At 68.5% G+C, this 17,124-nt stretch carries 16 protein-coding genes and 2 tRNA genes; 5 read left to right on the forward strand and 13 right to left on the reverse strand.

All coding sequences use genetic code 11. The features are described from left to right. Window positions 1–68: 68 nt before the first annotated feature. The 3 genes from ftsE to AB0J91_RS19820 all read right to left on the reverse strand — a co-directional run bounded on the left by ftsE (window position 69) and on the right by AB0J91_RS19820 (window position 2,707). The gene (ftsE, locus tag AB0J91_RS19810) at window positions 69–758 is read right to left on the reverse strand and encodes a cell division ATP-binding protein FtsE (protein WP_132625127.1); all 690 of its coding nucleotides are present in this window, start codon (window positions 756–758) and stop codon (window positions 69–71) included. Window positions 759–860: 102 nt separating this feature from the next. Further along, complete coding sequence (prfB, locus tag AB0J91_RS19815; protein WP_363870806.1) at window positions 861–1,967, reverse strand: peptide chain release factor 2; 1,107 nt, start codon at window positions 1,965–1,967, stop codon at window positions 861–863. Window positions 1,968–2,209: 242 nt separating this feature from the next. Further along, window positions 2,210–2,707 carry a helix-turn-helix transcriptional regulator gene (locus AB0J91_RS19820; RefSeq protein WP_132672950.1) on the reverse strand — a complete coding sequence of 166 codons (498 nt, stop codon included), beginning with the start codon at window positions 2,705–2,707 and terminating at the stop codon, window positions 2,210–2,212. A 356-nt stretch (window positions 2,708–3,063) separates the two neighbouring features. Between AB0J91_RS19820 and AB0J91_RS19825 the strand changes: the two genes are divergently transcribed. Then, on the forward strand, window positions 3,064–3,288 hold the full coding sequence (locus AB0J91_RS19825; protein ID WP_210972546.1) for a hypothetical protein: 225 nt from the start codon (window positions 3,064–3,066) through the stop codon (window positions 3,286–3,288). A gap of 47 nt (window positions 3,289–3,335) precedes the next feature. Here AB0J91_RS19825 and AB0J91_RS19830 read toward each other — a convergent pair. From AB0J91_RS19830 to AB0J91_RS19840, 3 genes are all read right to left on the reverse strand, one after another. Continuing rightward, a tRNA-Met gene (locus AB0J91_RS19830) sits at window positions 3,336–3,409 on the reverse strand. Window positions 3,410–3,658: 249 nt separating this feature from the next. Continuing rightward, window positions 3,659–3,732, reverse strand: a tRNA-Met gene (locus AB0J91_RS19835). Window positions 3,733–3,913: 181 nt separating this feature from the next. After that, window positions 3,914–6,799 (reverse strand): UPF0182 family protein, encoded by a 2,886-nt coding sequence (locus tag AB0J91_RS19840; protein ID WP_363870917.1) that lies wholly within the window; start codon window positions 6,797–6,799, stop codon window positions 3,914–3,916. Between the two features lie 210 nt (window positions 6,800–7,009). Between AB0J91_RS19840 and AB0J91_RS19845 the strand changes: the two genes are divergently transcribed. Next, the gene (locus tag AB0J91_RS19845) at window positions 7,010–7,525 is read left to right on the forward strand and encodes a PPA1309 family protein (protein WP_363870810.1); all 516 of its coding nucleotides are present in this window, start codon (window positions 7,010–7,012) and stop codon (window positions 7,523–7,525) included. Between the two features lie 49 nt (window positions 7,526–7,574). Here the strand turns inward: AB0J91_RS19845 and AB0J91_RS19850 are convergent, their stop codons facing one another. Beyond that, window positions 7,575–8,609, reverse strand: a complete 1,035-nt coding sequence (locus AB0J91_RS19850) for a PDZ domain-containing protein (protein WP_363870813.1) — start codon at window positions 8,607–8,609, stop codon at window positions 7,575–7,577. Window positions 8,610–8,714: 105 nt separating this feature from the next. Here AB0J91_RS19850 and AB0J91_RS19855 point away from each other — a divergent pair, with 105 nt between their 5' ends. Beyond that, complete coding sequence (locus AB0J91_RS19855; RefSeq protein ID WP_363870815.1) at window positions 8,715–10,133, forward strand: zinc-dependent metalloprotease; 1,419 nt, start codon at window positions 8,715–8,717, stop codon at window positions 10,131–10,133. Window positions 10,134–10,191: 58 nt separating this feature from the next. On the opposite strand, the gene AB0J91_RS19860 is transcribed toward AB0J91_RS19855, so the two are convergent. Continuing rightward, on the reverse strand, window positions 10,192–10,749 hold the full coding sequence (locus tag AB0J91_RS19860) for a YgjP-like metallopeptidase domain-containing protein (protein ID WP_363789577.1): 558 nt from the start codon (window positions 10,747–10,749) through the stop codon (window positions 10,192–10,194). A 226-nt stretch (window positions 10,750–10,975) separates the two neighbouring features. On the opposite strand from AB0J91_RS19860, the gene AB0J91_RS19865 reads away from it, so the two are divergent. Continuing rightward, entirely contained in the window at window positions 10,976–11,125 is a 150-nt protein-coding gene (locus tag AB0J91_RS19865; protein WP_010693945.1) for a DUF5679 domain-containing protein, read from the forward strand. 267 nt (window positions 11,126–11,392) lie between these two features. Next, on the forward strand, window positions 11,393–12,712 hold the full coding sequence (locus AB0J91_RS19870) for an AarF/ABC1/UbiB kinase family protein (RefSeq protein ID WP_363870818.1): 1,320 nt from the start codon (window positions 11,393–11,395) through the stop codon (window positions 12,710–12,712). A gap of 182 nt (window positions 12,713–12,894) precedes the next feature. On the opposite strand, the gene AB0J91_RS19875 is transcribed toward AB0J91_RS19870, so the two are convergent. From AB0J91_RS19875 to AB0J91_RS19895, 5 genes are all read right to left on the reverse strand, one after another. Continuing rightward, window positions 12,895–13,788: a class I SAM-dependent methyltransferase gene (locus tag AB0J91_RS19875; RefSeq protein ID WP_363870821.1), complete on the reverse strand. Its 894-nt coding sequence runs from the start codon at window positions 13,786–13,788 to the stop codon at window positions 12,895–12,897. A gap of 124 nt (window positions 13,789–13,912) precedes the next feature. Next, window positions 13,913–14,116: a hypothetical protein gene (locus AB0J91_RS19880; RefSeq protein ID WP_363870824.1), complete on the reverse strand. Its 204-nt coding sequence runs from the start codon at window positions 14,114–14,116 to the stop codon at window positions 13,913–13,915. Further along, window positions 14,113–14,463 (reverse strand): WhiB family transcriptional regulator, encoded by a 351-nt coding sequence (locus AB0J91_RS19885; protein ID WP_363789573.1) that lies wholly within the window; start codon window positions 14,461–14,463, stop codon window positions 14,113–14,115. The genes AB0J91_RS19880 and AB0J91_RS19885 overlap by 4 nt, the downstream gene beginning before the upstream one ends. Before the next feature lie 140 nt (window positions 14,464–14,603). Next, the gene (locus AB0J91_RS19890; protein WP_363789572.1) at window positions 14,604–14,804 is read right to left on the reverse strand and encodes a hypothetical protein; all 201 of its coding nucleotides are present in this window, start codon (window positions 14,802–14,804) and stop codon (window positions 14,604–14,606) included. Window positions 14,805–14,922: 118 nt separating this feature from the next. Continuing rightward, window positions 14,923–16,998, reverse strand: coding sequence for an ATP-dependent DNA helicase UvrD2 (locus tag AB0J91_RS19895; protein WP_363870827.1), 2,076 nt, complete (start codon window positions 16,996–16,998; stop codon window positions 14,923–14,925). Between the last annotated feature and the right edge of the window lie 126 nt (window positions 16,999–17,124).

Consider the following 17,124-nt stretch of genomic DNA (forward strand, 5'->3'; position numbering starts at 1 on the left):
TCAGCTTTCCTGCCGTTCGGGGGTGTGGGTCCTCGGGTGCACGGGCCGGGCGATCGGGTCGTGCCGGATCAGCGGCCGACGCCGTACACGCCACGGGCGTCGTCGCGGATGACCCGGCCGAGGCTGAGCTCCACGACGCGACGGCGCATCGAGTCGACGATGCCGTGGTCGTGCGTGGCCATCACGACGGTGGTGCCGGTGCGGTTGATCCGCTCCAGCAGCAGCATGATGTCCTGGCTCGTGTCGGGGTCCAGGTTTCCCGTCGGCTCATCGCACAGCAGCACCAGCGGCCGGTTGACGAAGGCGCGCGCGATGGCGACGCGCTGCTGCTCACCACCGGAGAGCTCGTTGGGCATCCGGTCGGCCTTGCCGTCGAGGCCCACCAGCTGCAGCACCTGCGGGACGACCCGCTGGATGTCGGCGCGCGGCTTGCCGATGACCTCCAGCGCGAACGCGACGTTCTCGGCCACGGTCTTGTTGTTCAGCAGCCGGAAGTCCTGGAAGACGCAGCCGATGCGCTGACGCAGCCGGGGCACCCGGCGGCGCGGCAGCTTCGCGACGTTCCAGTCCGCGACGAAGACCCGGCCACGGCTGGGCACATCCTCGCGCAGCAGGAGGCGCATGAACGTCGACTTCCCGGAGCCCGATGGCCCGATGAGGAACACGAACTCGCCCTTGTCGATGCCCACAGAGACATCGTCGAGAGCGGGCCGGGTCGACGTCTTGTACGTCTTGGACACGTGCTCAAGGCGGATCACGGCCGGGAGTTTACCCCCGCCCGATGGAGCGACCCGCACTCACCCACAGCGGTGGTTGCACCAGTGGTGACCAGCAGTTTTGACGGGCGCGCTGGGCGTCGATCAGGCCACGCTCTGCTGCTGGCGGCGCCAGCGGATCCCCGCTTCCAGGAAACCGTCGATGTCGCCGTCGAGAACCGCGTCGGGATTGCCCACTTCGTGCTCGGTCCGCAGGTCCTTGACCATCTGGTACGGGTGCAGCACGTAGGAGCGCATCTGGTTGCCCCAGCTGGAGCCGCCGTCCTTGAGGGCGTCGAGCTCGGCGCGCTCCTCCTCCTTCTTGCGGGCCAGCAGCTTGGACTGGAGCACGCGCATCGCGGCTGCCTTGTTCTGCAGCTGCGACTTCTCGTTCTGGCAGGACACCACCACGCCGGTCGGGATGTGCGTGATGCGCACGGCCGAGTCGGTGGTGTTCACGCTCTGCCCGCCGGGACCGGAGGAGCGGAAGACGTCGACGCGGATGTCCTTCTCCGGGATCTCGACGTGGTCGGTCTCCTCGACGACCGGCAGCACCTCGACACCGGCGAAGGAGGTCTGGCGGCGGCCCTGGTTGTCGAACGGCGAGATCCGCACCAGGCGGTGCGTGCCCTGCTCGATGGACAGGGTGCCGTAGGCGTAGGGCGCGTTGACCCGGAACGTCGCCGACTTCAGGCCGGCCTCTTCGGCGTAGGAGGTGTCGTAGACCTCGGCCGGGTAGGAGTGCCGCTCGGCCCAGCGCAGGTACATGCGCATCAGCATCTCGGCGAAGTCGGCGGCGTCGACGCCACCGGCCTCCGCGCGAATGGTGACCACCGCTTCGCGCTGGTCGTACTCGCCGGAGAGCAGGGTCCGGACCTCCAGGGTTTCGAGGTCCTTGGCGAGGCGCTCGCGCTCCTCGTCGGCCTCGGCCAGACCGGAGCTGTCGCCCTCGTCCTCGCTGAGCTCGTAGAGGACTTCGAGGTCCTCGACGCGCTGGCGGAGCTCGGAGATGCGGCGCAGGTCCGCCTGCCGGTGCACGAGCCGGCTGCTGACGCGCTGCGCGTTTTCGACGTCGTCCCAGAGATCGGGCTTGGCCGCCTCCTGCTCCAGCTCGGAGATCTCCGCGCGGAGTGCGTCGAGATCCATCACGCTCTCGATGCCTTCGAGCGTGTTGGACAGTTCCTTGAGGGAGGCCGCGACGTCGGGATTCACAGTGCTCAGGGTACTTCACCCATGAGCGGCCGCCCACGAGGACGGCACCGATCGGCTTTCGCCTGCGGGCGAACGCGAACAACGGCTGCGCCGATCGAGCGGCGCAGCCGTTGTTGACGGGTGTCACCCGGTGCTGCTGGACCGTCCGCGGGTGGCGCGGCCGCGAGCCGTGGCGGCCACCTGAGCGCCGCCGGGCTCAGCCACCCGCGCCGCTGCGCGAAAAGAGCCCAGGAACAGGTTCTTCAGTCGGGGATCGAATCGAGGAGCTTGTTGATCGCCCGGTTGTAGGCGACGGTGAAGTCGGCGGCGGCCTTCTCGTAGGGGTCGCCCGCCGTCTTGGCGGCGTTGCGGGCCTCGTCCATCTTCACAGCGGTCTGCGCGCGGGCGGACTCGACGAGCGCGGCGCGCTGGCGCGGGGTGAGGGTGCCGGAGTAGACCAGCTTGAGGATCAGCGGGCTGCGGACGTTGTCAGGCCCCGGGGCGGTGTTCAGCCACGACTTGAAGGCCTTCTTCCCGGCGGCCGTGATCGCGTACTGCTGACTGGAGCGCGGGCCCTGCTTGCCGAGGCGCAGCAGGCCGTCCTCGGTCAGCGCGGGCAGCTCGCGGTACACCTGGCTGCGGGTGACGCTGAAGAACCCGGCGAAGCGCTCGGTGGCCGCGGCGACCAGCTGGCCACCGGTCTTCGGCCCTTCGTGCAGTAGTCCCAACAGGGCAGCGGATGTCGCATTCAGCTCGCTCACGACACCAACGGTGCCACGTCCCGACGGAGCTGTCCACAGTGGTCGGCGCTTCTGTCCACAGTGGTTGCACCTGACTGGTCCGAGTGGACGAACCATTCCGCCATTGGTCCCAGACCGGGATTACCGGTTTTTCGGCGCGCGGGGGCTCGATGATCACAGATCCCACCCGAATGCAGCCCTGGTAGATGCACGGATTGCAACCGCGCGCTCGTTGATTCGCCTGTATGGGGGTTCTTGGCCGCGCAATGAGGTGTTATCACGTTCTGAAACTGCACAACTACAGGTGGTAACCCTCACGCTGCTGTTGGCCGCCGGGTAGCGGCGGGCGCACGGCGTGGAAAGCAGGAGGTTCGGGCGTGCATCGCAGTTGGTTGCGTACCAAGGTCAACGAGAGCAAGGAGAAGGTGACGCAGAAGGTCACCGAACGAGCCAAGTCCATGGTCCCGGTGCAGCGCGGCGCCGAGACGGACTCCTGCATGGTCTGCGGCCGCACCATGCGCCAAACGGCCGTGGTCCGAGGCGACGGCAGGGTCTGCTCCCCCGGCTGCGCTCGCAAGTGGGCCGAGGGCCTGAAGGACTGAGCGCGAAGAAAAGTGCCTCCGGATGACCGGAGGCACTTTCTCTCTAGTAGCGGGGACAGGATTTGAACCTGCGACCTCTGGGTTATGAGCCCAGCGAGCTACCGAACTGCTCCACCCCGCGCCGTCGGCTGAAGTTTCCAGCCGCTTCGTTCTGTTGTAATGGGAACTCTACACCCCCGGAAAACACCTTTCGCACGGGGTCCCCGAAACCGGTTTCCCCAGCTCAAGAAGCCGGGATCCCGACGGTCACGATCACCCCGAAGGCGACCACCGCACCGTGGGGACCTACGGGGGCTCGGCCCCCGTAAAGACATCGAGAAACGGGAAAGTCCCCCTCAGCGAAGCCAAGGGGGACTGAACACCAAATGAGTAGCGGGGACAGGATTTGAACCTGCGACCTCTGGGTTATGAGCCCAGCGAGCTACCGAACTGCTCCACCCCGCGCCGTCGGCTGAAGATTCCAGCCGCTTCGTTCTGTTGTAGGCATTAGCTTACGGACCGGGTCACAGCCGTTCAAACCGGGGGTGGCTAAGCGGTTCCGCACCCGTCCTGACCTGGCATTCAGATGCGTCGGCGGGGCGGGAACCGCGCCGGTCCCCACCCCGCCGACTTCCACACGGACGGCTCAGCCGCCGGTGCCCTGCCCCTGCTCGAAGCGCTTGATGGCGTCGTCGAGCTGCTGGTAGGCCTGGCCCATCTCGGCGAAGTTGCCGGACTGCTGGGCCTTGCGGACCCGTTCCAGCGCGTCGCGGATCGCGCCGACCTCCTCCTGGCCCGTCTGCGGCGTACCCGGTGCCGGCGGCTGCCCCGGCTGCTCGGGCTGCGCGCCGGGCGTGCCCGGCTGGGTCCCCTGGCCCGCTCCGGAACCGAAGACCTGGTCGAGCGCCCCCTGCAGGGTCTCGGAGAAGCCGACCTTGCCGCCGAAGGACACCAGCACCCGTGCGAGCTGCGGGTAGGACTCCTGCTCGTTGCGCTGGATGTAGATGGGCTCGATGTAGAGCAGCCCACCGGCCACCGGCAGCGTGAGCAGGTTGCCGAAGATCGCCGTGACGTTCGGGTTGTTGAACAGCGTCCGGTTCTCGGTGACCTCGGGGGTCGACTCCATCTGGTTCTGGACCTGGTTCGGACCCGGGGTCAGCGTGTTCGTCGGCAGCCGCAGCACGGTCATCTGCCCGTAGTTCTGCGGGTCCGAGGACACCGACACCCACGCCGAGAGGTTCTGCCGCCGCAGCGCGGTCAGGGCGCTGGTGAGCTGGAAGTTCGGCTGCTGCTGACCTTCGACCTGGGCGAGCACGTAGTAGGGCGGCTGCTGCCCCTCACTGCTGCCGACGGTGCCGCGAGCCGTGGGGTCGTTGGGCACCTCCCAGAAGGTCTGGGTGGAGAAGAAGTCGCCCGGGTTGTCCACGTGGTACTCGGTCAGCAGCTTGCGCTGCACCTTGAACATGTCCTCCGGGTACCGGAAGTGCTCGCGCAGCTCCGGCGAGATGGCGCTGGCCGGCTTGACCACGCCGGGGAACACGCCCTCCCAGGTCTTGAGGACCGGGTCGTTCTCGTCGGTGGCGAACAGGTCGACGGTGCCGTCGTAGGCGTCGACCGTGGCCTTGACCGAGTTGCGGATGTAGTTGATCTGCTGGTTGGGCTGGCGCTCGACACCGGTGAGGGTGTCGTTGGTGGCCTCGCCCAGCTCGGTCAGCTTCGAGTACGGGTAGTTGTTCAGCGTGGTGTAGCCGTCGACGATCCACTTGACGCGGCCGTCCACCACGGCCGGGTACGGGTCGCCGTCGAGCTTGAGCCACGGCGCGACCTTCTGGACGCGGTCGCGCGGGTTGCGCTCGTAGATCAGCTTGGAGTTCTCGCCGATCACGCCGCTGAACAGGAAGTTCCGCTCGCCGTAGTAGGCGGCGAAGGCCAGCCGCTGGAACGGGTTGGAGATCGGCACGCCGCCGCGGCCGTCGTAGGTGAACTGCTGGGTGTCGGTGTCGTACTCGCGCGGCGCCTCACCCGGGTTGCCGCCGACGATGGCGTAGTCGTCGGGGCCGACGAGCTCGCCGTAGTAGACGCGCGGCTGCTCGACCGGGATGCCGCCCTGGCCCTTGTTGGCGACGTCGCTGATCTGGAAGACCGGGTAGCCGCCCTGCGTGGCGCCCTCGTTGAAGGTCGAGTCGACCCGGTCGGCCGGTGCGGCGATGAAGCCGTTGCCGTGGGTGTAGACGGTGTGCCGGTTGATCCAGTTCTGCTGGTTGACCGCCAGGCCGTCGGTGTTGATCTCGCGCAGCGCGACCAGGTAGTCCTGCAGCTGCCCGTTGGCGTCCCGGTAGCGGTCGACGTCGAGCTTGTCGGGGAAGCCGTAGAAGTTGTACTGCTGCGTGAGCTGCGTGAACGTCGCCGACAGGACGTTGGGGTCGAGCAGCCGGATGTTGGGGATGGTGCCGGCGTCATCGGCGACCTCGCTGGGCTGCAGCTGCGTCTTGCCCGGGTAGTCGACGAAATTGACCTTGTCGTCCCCGATGCCGAACGCGGACTTGGTGGCCGCGAGGTTGCGCTCGATGGAGACGGCCTCGCGCTGGTTGGCGTTCGGCCGCACCGAGAACTGCTCCAGCAGCGCCGGCCACACCGCGCCGACCACGACGCTCGACAGCAGCAGCAGGACCGTCGCCAGCGCCGGGATCTGCAGGTTCTTCAGGAAGATCACCGAGAAGAACGCCAGCGCGCAGAACACCGCGATGCACATCAGGATCAGCTTCGCCGGCATCACCGCGTTGAGGTCGGTGTAGCTGGCACCGGTGAACAGGCTGTTGCGCTGGGACAGCAGCAGGTCGTACCGGTCGAGGAAGTAGTCGACGGCCTTGAGCAGCACGAACAGGCCGGCCAGCACGCCGAGCTGGACCCGCGCGGGCATCGACAGCTGGCCGCTGCGGCCGGTGAGCCGGATGCCGCCGAAGATGTAGTGGGTGACCAGCGCGCCGAGGAACGACACGGTCACCGCGATGAACGCCCAGGACAGCACCATGCGCCAGAACGGCAGCTGGAAGACGTAGAAGCTGATGTCCTTGCCGAACTCCGGGTCGGTCTGCCCGAACGGGACGCTGTGCAGGAACAGCTGCAGCGTCTGCCAGTCGGCCTGCGCGGCCAGCCCGCTGATCGCGGCGATCAGGATCGGCACGCCCAGGCCGAACAGCCGGGAGTGCTCGGTGATGACCGTGCGGTAGCGGGTCAGCGGGTCGTCCGGGCCGCTGACCGGGACGAACACCGGGCGGTTGCGGTAGGCCATCCAGAGGTTGAGCAGCAGCACCCCGCCCAGGAAGACGGCGGCCACGATGCCGAGACCGAGCCGCGAGGCGACCTGGGTCGTGAAGACCTGCCGGTATCCGACCTCGCCGAACCACAACCAGTCGACGTAGGCGCCCAGCATCCGCGATCCGAGGATCAGGGCGAGCAGGACGACCCCGCCCAGAATCAGCAGGATTCTGCTTCGCCGGGATAGTTTCGGCATTCCTACCGGGGGCCGCATGGCCACAGCGCACGCTCCTGGGGACGGTCAGCTGAACTTGGCAATCACGTCGGAGAACACGATTCCCTCGTGATGTTCAACTCTACGACCCATGTGTGAAGTTCCTGGAAGGCCCCGCGCGAACGGTATTTTTCGGACACAGATCGGTATCGATCGGTTCAACTCGGCGCGCCTCCCTCCGTCGAAGGCGGTTCTGCGACGATTGCCGCCATGCCTTCCGCAGAGGAATTGGGGTTCGCCCTGCCCGTCGCGACCCGCGAGGTCGAGGAGTTCGTCGCTTCCGCCGGCTGGGACCAGCCGACGCAGATCTTCGCCCTGGTGGCGACCGAGACGATGATCGCCGCAGCTCCCGAGATGGCCGACCAGCTCGACCCGGTGGCCTCTCCCCTGACGCCGTTGGCGCAGGAGTCGCTGCCCGCCGAGGACCTCGGCGAGGCGCTGGCCCGCATCGAGTGGCCGGAGCAGGTCGTCGGCTGCGCGCTGGTGCAGGAGATCGTCGTGCTGCCGCCGGAGGCGGAGGCCGCGCTGCCGGAGGACGAGGACGGCGCCCGCAAGCTCGCCGCCGAGCACCCCGACCGGCGCGAAGCGCGGCTGGTGGCCGCGGTCCTGCGCGACGGCGGCGGTCAGTCCTGCGTCATGCGGCTGCGCGGCGAGGAGGACGAGGTCTTCAGCGACCCCTCGCTTGCCCCCAACCTGCTGAAGGCCCTCAACGCCACCTTCGCCTGAGCTCCGGCTCTCGCGGCTGCGCCGCTCGCACGCAGTTCAGAGGGCGTGCTCAGCAGGCTGCTGGGGCTTGGTTGGCGCGCAGCGCTTCCATCGCCTTGGTGGCGTCGCCGAGGTTGGCGACCCTGGCTAGCTGGAGGCCGTCCGGGGCCTGGGACTTGGCCTCGGCGCAGTTCTCGGCCGGGACCAGGAAGATCGTGGCGCCGGATTCCTTGGCCTTGATCATCTTGAACGGGATGCCGCCGATCGGCCCGACGTTGCCCGCCGGGTCGATCTCGCCGGTGCCCGCGACGAACTTGCCGCCGTTGAGCTCGCCGGGCGTCAGCTTGTCGATGATCGCCAGCGTGAACATCAGGCCGGCCGAGGGGCCGCCCACGTCGGCGAGGCTGATCTTGATCTCGAACGGCACGTCCGGGCGTTCGGTCGCGCCGACGCCGAGGAAGCCCTGCGACTGGTCGCCGCCCGGCTGGTCGTTGCGCCCCAGCTGCACGTTGGCGACCTGTTCGGGCTGGTCAGCGCGCTGGTAGCGGATCTCCACCCGGTCTCCGGGCTTGGTCCCGGTCAGCGCCGCCTTCAGCGACGCGGCGTCGGTGACCGGCTTGCCGTTGGCGTTGAGCAGCCGGTCGCCGGGCTCCAGCGTGCCGTCGGCCGGGCTGCCCTTGACGATCTGGCCGATCAGCACCTTGTGCGGATAGCCGAGGAAGCGCAGCGCCGCGGTCTCGGCGGTCGTCTGCGAGTCGTTGAACGCCTCGGTGTTCTCCTGCTCGATCTGCTGCTCGCTCTTGTTCGGCGGGAAGTAGACGTCGCGCGGAGCCAGGGCGTAGCGACCGGAGACCCACAGGCCCAGCGCACCGAACAGCGACAACTGGTCGGTGACCGATACCGTGGTCATGTTCAAGTGACCGGCGGTCGGGTAGGTTTCATGTCCCTCGACGCCGATCACCGGGTGGTCGCCATCCAGGCCGAGCGTGTCGTACGTCGGCCCGGGGCCCAGCGCCACGAACGGCACCCGCGCGAACGCGCCGAGGAGACCGAAGGCGACAACCAGCACGACACTCGTCAGCAGCGTCCAGGTACGGCGGTTCACGAGGCGACAGCGTACGTGTTCGCTCTTGGCGATGTTCCCGGTGTTCGCACAGACCAGAGCCACGACATCTTCTTAGGGGCGGCTGAGGCCGCGTACGGTGGAACTATGACCAATATGCCGTTCGGGTTCAGTTCGCAGGACCCCGACGACCCCGACAAGGGCGACTCGTCGCAAGGCCGCTCTGAGGGTGGAGCCGGCAACCCGGGGGACAACCCCTTCGGTTTCGCCGGCATGCCCGGACCGGGCGGCAACTTCGACATCGGGCAGCTCGGCCAGATGCTGACCCAGCTCGGCCAGGCGCTGAGCCACTCCGGTGGCGGTAGCGGCCAGTCCGGGCCGGTCAACTACGACCTCGCCAAGCAGCTCGCGGTGCAGCAGCTGCACAACAACCAGCGGACCGAACGACCCAGCCAGGAGCAGGTCAAGGCGATCGAGGACGCGGTTCGCCTCGCCGAGCTGTGGCTCGACGCCAGCACCTCGCTGCCCGCCGGGGTCCGCTCGGTGCAGACCTGGTCCTCCGTGGACTGGGTCGAGAAGACCCTGCCGGTGTGGCAGCGGCTGTGCGACCCGATCGCGCAGCGCATGTCCGCGGCCTGGCTGGAGGCGCTGCCGGAGGAGGCCAAGCAGGCCGCCGGCCCGCTGCTGAACATGCTCGGCCAGATGGGCGGGATGACCTTCGGATCGCAGCTGGGCAGCGGACTCGCCCAGCTCGGCGGTGAGGTCCTGACCTCCACCGAGGTCGGGCTGCCGCTGGGACCGTCCGGGACCGCGGCGCTGCTTCCGGCCAACATCGAGAAGTTCGTCGAGGGACTGGACCGGCCGATCAGCGAGGCCACCTTGTTCCTGGCCGCGCGCGAGGCGGCGCACCACCGGCTGTTCGGGCACGTCCCGTGGTTGGCGCAGCGCTTGCTGGCCACCGTCGAGGAGTACGCGCGCGGCATCCACATCGACACCTCCGCGCTGGAGGACATGGCGGGCAAGATCGACCCGTCCAACCCGGCGTCGATGCAGGAGATGATGGGTTCGGGAATGCTCGAACCGCAGACCACCCCGGAGCAGCAGGCCGCTCTGAACAGGCTCGAAACGCTGCTGGCCCTGGTCGAGGGCTGGGTCGACGTGGTCGTGGCCGACGCTCTGGGCGAGCGGCTGCCGGGCGCGGAGGCGCTGGGCGAGCTGGTCCGCAGGCGTCGCGCCAGCGGCGGCCCGGCCGAGCAGACCTTCGCGACGCTGATCGGGCTGGAGCTGCGCCCGCGCCGGATGCGCGACGCGGCGAACCTCTGGCGGCTGATGGCCGAGCGCCACGGCACCGAGGCCCGCGACCAGGTCTGGGACCACCCGGACCTGCTGCCCGACAGCTCCGACCTGGACGAACCGCTGGACTTCGCCGACCGCTGGGGTTCGAACTCCGACCTCGACGACCCGATCGCGGCCATCCGCCGCGCCGAGGAAGCCGAGAAGTCCGAGGACGACTCCTCCGAGGGTGACTCGGACTCCGACGGCTCCAACGGCGACGCCAAGTCCTGATTCACGCCCACCACCCGTCCACCGCACCTCGCGGTGGACGGGTGGTGTTGCGTCCGGGTCAGGAGCCTTCGGGGTCCTCGGTCTCGTCGTCGGTGAGGCCGACCTGGAGCTGGGACGCCGCGACCACGCCCTCGAGGTAGCCGATGGCGCGTTCGGTCTTCGGGTAGCGCTCGACCCACTTCCAGAAGTCGGCGCCGTGGCCGGGGACCAGCAGGTGCGCGAGCTCGTGGACGAGCACGTAATCGAGCACCCATCCGGGTACATCTCGCAGCCGCTCGCTCACTCGAATGGTGCCCTCGCTGGGCGTGCACGAGGCCCAGCGGGTGCGCATCGGCGGAACCCACCGAACGCTGCTCGGATCGGTCCTGCCGTCCAGGTACTTCACGGACAGCTCACGGCAGCGCTGCACCAGCGCCTCGTCCGAGTTGCGTGCGGGGGATCGGCGTCGCGTCTCACTGCGCTGCAGACGGCTCAGCATGTCCGCCACCCAGCGTTTTTCCTCCGCACGGCTCATCCGAGCCGGGAGCAGCACCACGATCTTGTCGCCGTCGCGATAGGCGCTCACCGTCTGGCGGCGGCGCTTGCTGCGGCGGACCTCGACCTGCGGTTCAGCCACGAAAGTGGACCTTAGCGACTGGCTCCGACAAACGGTTCCCCCTGTGAGCTGCACCTCATGGTCAAGTTCCCATCAATGGACGAATGATTACTCCATCGAGTCGAACATGCCATGCTCGTAATGCATGCATCTCAATTACTCCGCCTGTACGGTTCCCCCAGCCGCCCGCAGGGGGCGCCGGCGATCCAGCTGTGGCGCTGGATCAATTACCAGAAGGAGGGGAGCCGTGGCCGAGACGTACAACGGCTACTGCGTGAAGTGCCGGGAGAAGCGCGACTTTTCCGGTGAGGTCTCGGAGACCAACGGACGCCGGATGGCCAAGGGCACGTGCCCCGTGTGCGGGACCAAGATGACCCGCATCCTCGGCAAGGCGTGACAGGCACGGGTGGGCCGCCAGCGGCCCACCCCGTCCCGGTTTCCCGGGGGTTCCCGAAGCGGTAAATCCGTTTTGAGTCGCTTAACCGTTCCCGTCGGCCCAACCCATTCGGCCGCGGGAACGAACCCCGCTCAACCAGAATGCCGATCACAACCCACGACGTGCTGTTGAACGACTAGCATGTTGATGGGTTTCTCGTTTTCCGAATGGCGACCCCACGGCTTTCGGTCTTCGAGAGGGTTTTCCTGCGCGCACCTAGGAGAATTCGTGGCCGACATTCCCCGTCAATCTGCACACCGCACCGCCAAGCTCGCCAGCCTGCCACTGGGCGTCGCCGGACGGGTCGCCGCGGGCTGGGGACGCCGTCTGACCGGCCAGAACGCCGCCGAGATCAACGCCGACGTGGCCGCCAAGACCGCTGAGCAGCTGTTCGCGGTGCTGGGGCAGCTCAAGGGCGGGGCGATGAAGTTCGGCCAGGCGCTGAGCGTGTTCGAGGCCGCCGTGCCCGACGCGATGGCCGGTCCCTACCGCGAGGCGCTGACCAAGTTGCAGTCGGCCGCGCCGCCGATGCCGATCTCCAGCGTGCACCGGGTGCTGGCCGAACAGCTGGGCTCCTCGTGGCGCACGCGCTTCGAGTCCTTCGACGACGAGCCCGCGGCCTCGGCCAGCATCGGCCAGGTGCACCGGGCGGTGTGGCACGACGGCCGCGAGGTGGCGGTCAAGGTCCAGTACCCGGGCGCCGACGAGGCGTTGCGCTCCGACCTCCGGCAGCTGATGCGGTTCTCCCGCCTCTTCCAGTCGCTGGCACCGGGCGCCGAGGTCAAGCCGCTGCTGGAGGAGCTGCAGGAGCGGATGGTCGAGGAGCTCGACTACCGCATCGAGGCCGACAACCAGCGCACCTTCGCCAAGGTCCTCTCCGGTGACGAGCGGGTCGTGGTGCCCGCGGTGATCGCGAGCGCGCCGAAGGTCGTGGTCACGGAGTGGGTCACCGGCACGCCGTTCTCGAAGATCATCGCCGAGGGCTCGCAGGCCGAGCGGAACCTGGCGGGCCGGCTGCTGGCCGAGTTCCACTTCTCGACCCCGGCGAAGGTCGGTTTGCTGCACGCCGATCCGCACCCGGGCAACTTCATGCTGCTGCCGGACGAGCGGCTGTGCGTGATCGACTTCGGAGCGGTCTCGCGGCTTCCCGACGGCCTGCCGCCGACGTTCGGCAAGATGGTCCGGCTTGCTCTTCACGACCAGTCGATCGAGCTGCTGGAGCTGCTGCGCGAGGAGCGGTTCGTGCAGCCGGACCAGGAGCTGCGGGCCGAGGACGTGCTCGCCTACCTGGCGCCGTTCGTGGACCCGGCGCGCACCGAGACCTTCCACTTCACCCGCCGCTGGCTGCAGCGGCAGGCCGAACGGGTCTCCGACCTGAGCAGCCCCGACTTCCGCACCGGAAGGCTGCTGAACCTCCCGCCGGACTACCTGCTGATCCACCGGGTCACGCTGGGCGCGACGGGCATCCTCTGCCAGCTCGACGCCGAGGTCGCCACCCGCGACATCATCGCCGAGTGGCAACCCGGCTTCGCCGAAGCAGAGGCCTGACGCAACCCACGCCCTCAGCCGTCACCCGCCGAGCGCGATTCGAATTTCGCGCGAAATTTGAACGCCACGCGCAAGCCTCGAATTTCGCGCGAAATTCGAGCCCGAACTTCCGGTGTCGAACTTCGCGCGATATTCGAAGAAGAGGGCATGTCCGCCCCGCGTTCGTGCAGGTCAGTAGCTCGTCAGGCAGGTTTGGTGCCGACGTGGACGGTGTTGGCGCTGAGGTAGTAGAGATCCTCCCGGTTCCCCGCGTAGTGCTCGCCGTCGGGATCCAGCAGCTGGTCCAGCGCCGAAACGTCCTCGGCCGCGAGCCGTTCCTCGGCGTCGCGGCGGAGCATGGACAGCTGGCGCAGCGCAGCGGCCCGTCCGGACTCGTCCAACGGCGCGGGGCGGTCGATGAGGTAGCTGAACGAGGTGGCCTCCACGAGCCCGGCCTCGCCCATGGCCTTCGGCCAGCCCATCGGCAGCCGGACCGAGTCGTCCATCTCGGTCCGCATCTGCTGGAACCACTGCTCGCTCGCGCTGATCAGCCTGGTTTCCAGGCCGGGTCCGCCGATGCCGATGTCGGCGGGCAGAACCCTGGTCTGCAGGCCGAATTCGACGACCGCCAGCCGCCCGCCGGGTTTCACGAGCCCTGCCAACCTGCGCAGACCGGCGAGCTGGTCGGGCAGGTGGTGCACGACGAACGCCGCGTAGACGAGGTCGGCCTGCGGTGGAGCACCGGCTCCGGTGATCTCCTCGGCCAGCGTGTCGGCGGCGGCATCGGCCCGCACGGTGCGGACGGTGACGCCCTCGGCGGCCTCCGACGCCCGCTCCCCCGCCGCCGCCAGCAGCTGTTCGGCGGTGTCGACGATGGTCAGCTGCGGCTCGTCACCGTTGCGCGCCAGGCCCTTCGCGAGGATCGCCGCCGTTCCGCCGGCACCGGCTCCGATCTCGATCGCCGAGCGGTCCTCGGGCCGCAGCAGCTTGGCGACCACCTCGGTGATGTCCGGTGCGATGAAGTCGTCGGCCGCGCGCAGGCGCTGCAGGTGCGCGTCCCAGTCGATGTTGTCGTGCGAATGCGAATGTGCTCCCACGAGCCGAAACACTAGACCTGACACCGTGAAACACGCACGTCGGTTTGCCGGTTCGGCAAGAATGCGTCGGCCGCCGCGGAATGCGACGGCCGACGCGGCATCCGCGAGCGCGCGATCACGGAGTTCAGCGCTGCTCAGCGGATTCGGCTCTTCTCGTCGCGTAGCGCGCGATCGCCCGCCATCCGCGACCGGCCGACATCGAGCGAACTTCACGTTGTCGCTCGGCCTCGGCCATCATCTCCTTCCTATGTATCCGCATCAGCTCCTCGGTCGGGTACATGCGCATCTCCGCGTTGTTCGGGTGGATCAGTCCAGTGGTGTTGGTCATGCTGCTCGCTCCTGCTTGCGGGGTTCGACTTCTCCCGGACGTGGGTGCTTGCGCGGACGACCGCGCCTGCGCTTGCGCGCGACGACCTCGCCGCGTTCGAAGATCTCGCCGCCCCAGACCCCCCAGGGTTCGCAGCGATCCAGCGCGCCGGCCAGGCACTCGGTCTTGATCGGGCAGTCGCTGCACAGGACCTTGGCCTGCTCCAGGTCGGACGGGTTCTCGGCGAACCACAGGTCCGGGTCCCGGCGGCAGGGCAAGCGGCGTTGCAGCGATGAGCCCGTGGGTTGTTCGGGCTCGAACTGCGAGTCCACGGCCGACTCGGGTATCGGCACACTCGCGGTGAACATACGACTTCCTCCAGTAGTCGATGGCAGGCGACTTGTGGTTGTGGATGGATGTGGTTGTGGTTGTGGATCAACCAGGAACACAAAAAGGCCGCGGACCCGTTGTGCAGGTCCGCGGCCTTCTGAGAAGCCTGGGGGCTCTCCTAGATCAGCGGATCCAGGAAAGACCAACGGACCGACCTGCGCGGGTGCTGCAGGGTCGCCGGGACAAAGCCGTAGCCACGCGGCTTTTCGGCGCGCAGATCATTGGCAATGGCGGCGGCGAGCACAAAAGTGCCCGAGAGCAGCGAAACAACCCCGGCCATGAAGGAGTGCGGGGCGTACGTGGTCTCGAAGATCTTCACTGTCCCCACCTCCTTCTCGGTCTCCGTCGGCGAATGCGGGACAACTTGGCCCGCGCGTGTCTACGAGGTTATGTGCCGCGAGGTACAACCCGCAACATATTTTTGACCTGCGGTTTTGCTAGTTCACCCGATTGATCAAGGCGAGAACGTCTCCGCCGAATTTCTGGATCTTGGTCGCGCCGATCCCGGAGATCCCGACCAACGCGGACTCATCGGCGGGCCGCTGCTCGGCGATCGCGGTCAGCGTCGCGTCGGTGAACACCACGTAGGCGGGCACCTTGAGCTGCCGCGCGCGCTCGCTGCGCCACGCCTTGAGCTGTTCGAGCAGGTTCTCGTCGACGTCGGACGGGCAGTCCGAGCAGCGCCCGAGCTTGATGTCCATGGTGCTGACCAGCGTCGACGAGCACACCCGGCACTGCGGTTTGATCGTCGCGGCCTGCCGGGCGGGCGGCTGCGGCTGCTTGGCCTTGCTGGGCAGCGCCGCCGGATGACCGTCGGGCACGAGGTTGTAGACGAACCGGCTGCGGCGCCGGAACCGGCGTCCCCCGGCGCGAGCCAGCGCCCAGGACAGGTGCAGGTGCTCGCGGGCGCGGGTGACGCCGACGTAGAGCAGCCGGCGCTCCTCCTCCACCGCCGCGTCGGTGTCGGCGTGCTGGATCGGCAGGGTTCCCTCGACCAGGCCGGCGAGGAACACCGCGTCCCACTCCAGCCCCTTGGCCGCGTGCAGCGAGGCGAGCGTGACGCCCTCGACGGTCGGCGGGTGCTGCGCCTCGGCGCGGGCGTCGAGCTCGGCGACGTAGCGGCGCAGGTCGGCGTCGGGGACCGCGGCGACGAGCCCTTCGGCGAGCTCGACCAGGGCGATCAGCGATTCCCACCGCTCGCGGGCGGACCCGCCCGCCGGTGGTTCGTCGGTCAGGCCCACCTCGACGAGGAGTTCGCGCACGGTTCCCGGCAGGTCCTCGGCGGTGGTGTCGCGGGCGATCGCGGTGCGCAGGGTGGCCATGGCCTGGCGGATCTCGGCGCGCGCGAAGAACCGCTCCCCGCCGCGCACCTGGTACGGGATCTCGGCGTCGGACAGCGCCTTCTCGTAGACCTCGGACTGGGCGTTGACGCGGAACAGGATCGCGATCTCCGACAGCGGCACGCCGCGCTTGGCCAGCTGCGCGATCTTGCGCGCGATGGCGTCGGCCTCGTCTGTCTCGTCGTCGTACTCGGCGAAGTCCGGGCGCGGACCGTCCGGGCGCTGGCCGACCAGCTTCAGGCGGGTGCCGGCCGGGCGTTCCCGCGCTGCGCCGATGACCTGGTTGGCCAAGTCCACGACCTGCGGAGTCGACCGGTAGTCGCGTTCGAGGCGCACCACGGTCGCCTCGGGGTACTTGCGCGGGAAGTTGATCAGCCACTTCGGGGAGGCGCCCGCGAAGGAGTAGATGGTCTGGTTGGCGTCGCCGACCACCGTCAGGTCGTCGCGGTTGCCGACCCAGGCGTCGAGGACGCGCGCCTGCAGCGGGTTGACGTCCTGGTACTCGTCGACGACGAAGGACCGGTACTGGCTGCGGAACTCCTCGGCGATGTCCTCGCGGTCCTCCAGGATCGCGGCGATGTGCAGCAGCAGGTCGTCGAAGTCGAGCAGCTGCGCGCCGCTCTTGAGCTTCTCGTAGCCGGCGAAGGCCTTGGCGATCAGCTCGGGCAGGATCGGCGTCTCGCGACCGGCCTGCTGCGCGGCCGCCGGGTACTGCTCGGGGCTGATCAGCGAGGACTTCGACCACTCGATCTCGCTGGCGAGGTCGCGCACGTCCTCCCGCTCGGTGGACAGCCCCAGGCGGTTCGCTGCCTGCATGACCAGGCGGAACTTGTTTTCGGTGAGCTGCCACATCTGGGCGTCGTGGACGCGCGGCCAGAAGTAGCGGAGCTGTCGGAAAGCCGCCGCGTGGAAGGTCTGGGCCTGCACCCCCGCGGCTCCGAGCTCCCGCAACCTGGTGCGCATCTCGCCCGCGGCGCGCGCCGTGAAGGTCACGGCCAGGATCTGCCGGGGCGTCACCAGCCCGCGCTGGACGAGGTGGGCGATGCGGTGGGTGATGGTCCGGGTCTTCCCCGTTCCCGCACCGGCCAGGACGCACACGGGTCCGCGCGGTGCGATGACGGCCTGCCGCTGCTCCGGGTCCAAACCTTCCAGGAGACGCGGTTGATCGGCCATGCAGGCATCCTCGCAGACCCCCGACACCGGTCAGGCGATACCCACCACCGTGTGTCGCCCAGATCGCGTCCCCACGATCTTGACCAGCGCGGACATGCCCGACCCCGGGGACGGATTCGAATTTCG

It is taken from the genome of Saccharopolyspora sp. NPDC049357 (assembly GCF_040677225.1).
Classification (GTDB): Bacteria; Actinomycetota; Actinomycetes; order Mycobacteriales; family Pseudonocardiaceae; genus Saccharopolyspora.

Excerpts from the sequence above, each read along its gene's own strand:
- AB0J91_RS19880 (WP_363870824.1), bottom strand. The coding sequence starts at position 14,116 with ATGACCAACACCACTGGACTGATCCACCCGAACAACGCGGAGATGCGC.
- AB0J91_RS19845 (WP_363870810.1), top strand. The coding sequence starts at position 7,010 with ATGCCTTCCGCAGAGGAATTGGGGTTCGCCCTGCCCGTCGCGACCCGC.
- AB0J91_RS19840 (WP_363870917.1), bottom strand. The coding sequence starts at position 6,799 with ATGCGGCCCCCGGTAGGAATGCCGAAACTATCCCGGCGAAGCAGAATC.
- AB0J91_RS19895 (WP_363870827.1), bottom strand. The coding sequence starts at position 16,998 with ATGGCCGATCAACCGCGTCTCCTGGAAGGTTTGGACCCGGAGCAGCGG.
- AB0J91_RS19855 (WP_363870815.1), top strand. The coding sequence starts at position 8,715 with ATGACCAATATGCCGTTCGGGTTCAGTTCGCAGGACCCCGACGACCCC.
- AB0J91_RS19885 (WP_363789573.1), bottom strand. The coding sequence starts at position 14,463 with ATGTTCACCGCGAGTGTGCCGATACCCGAGTCGGCCGTGGACTCGCAG.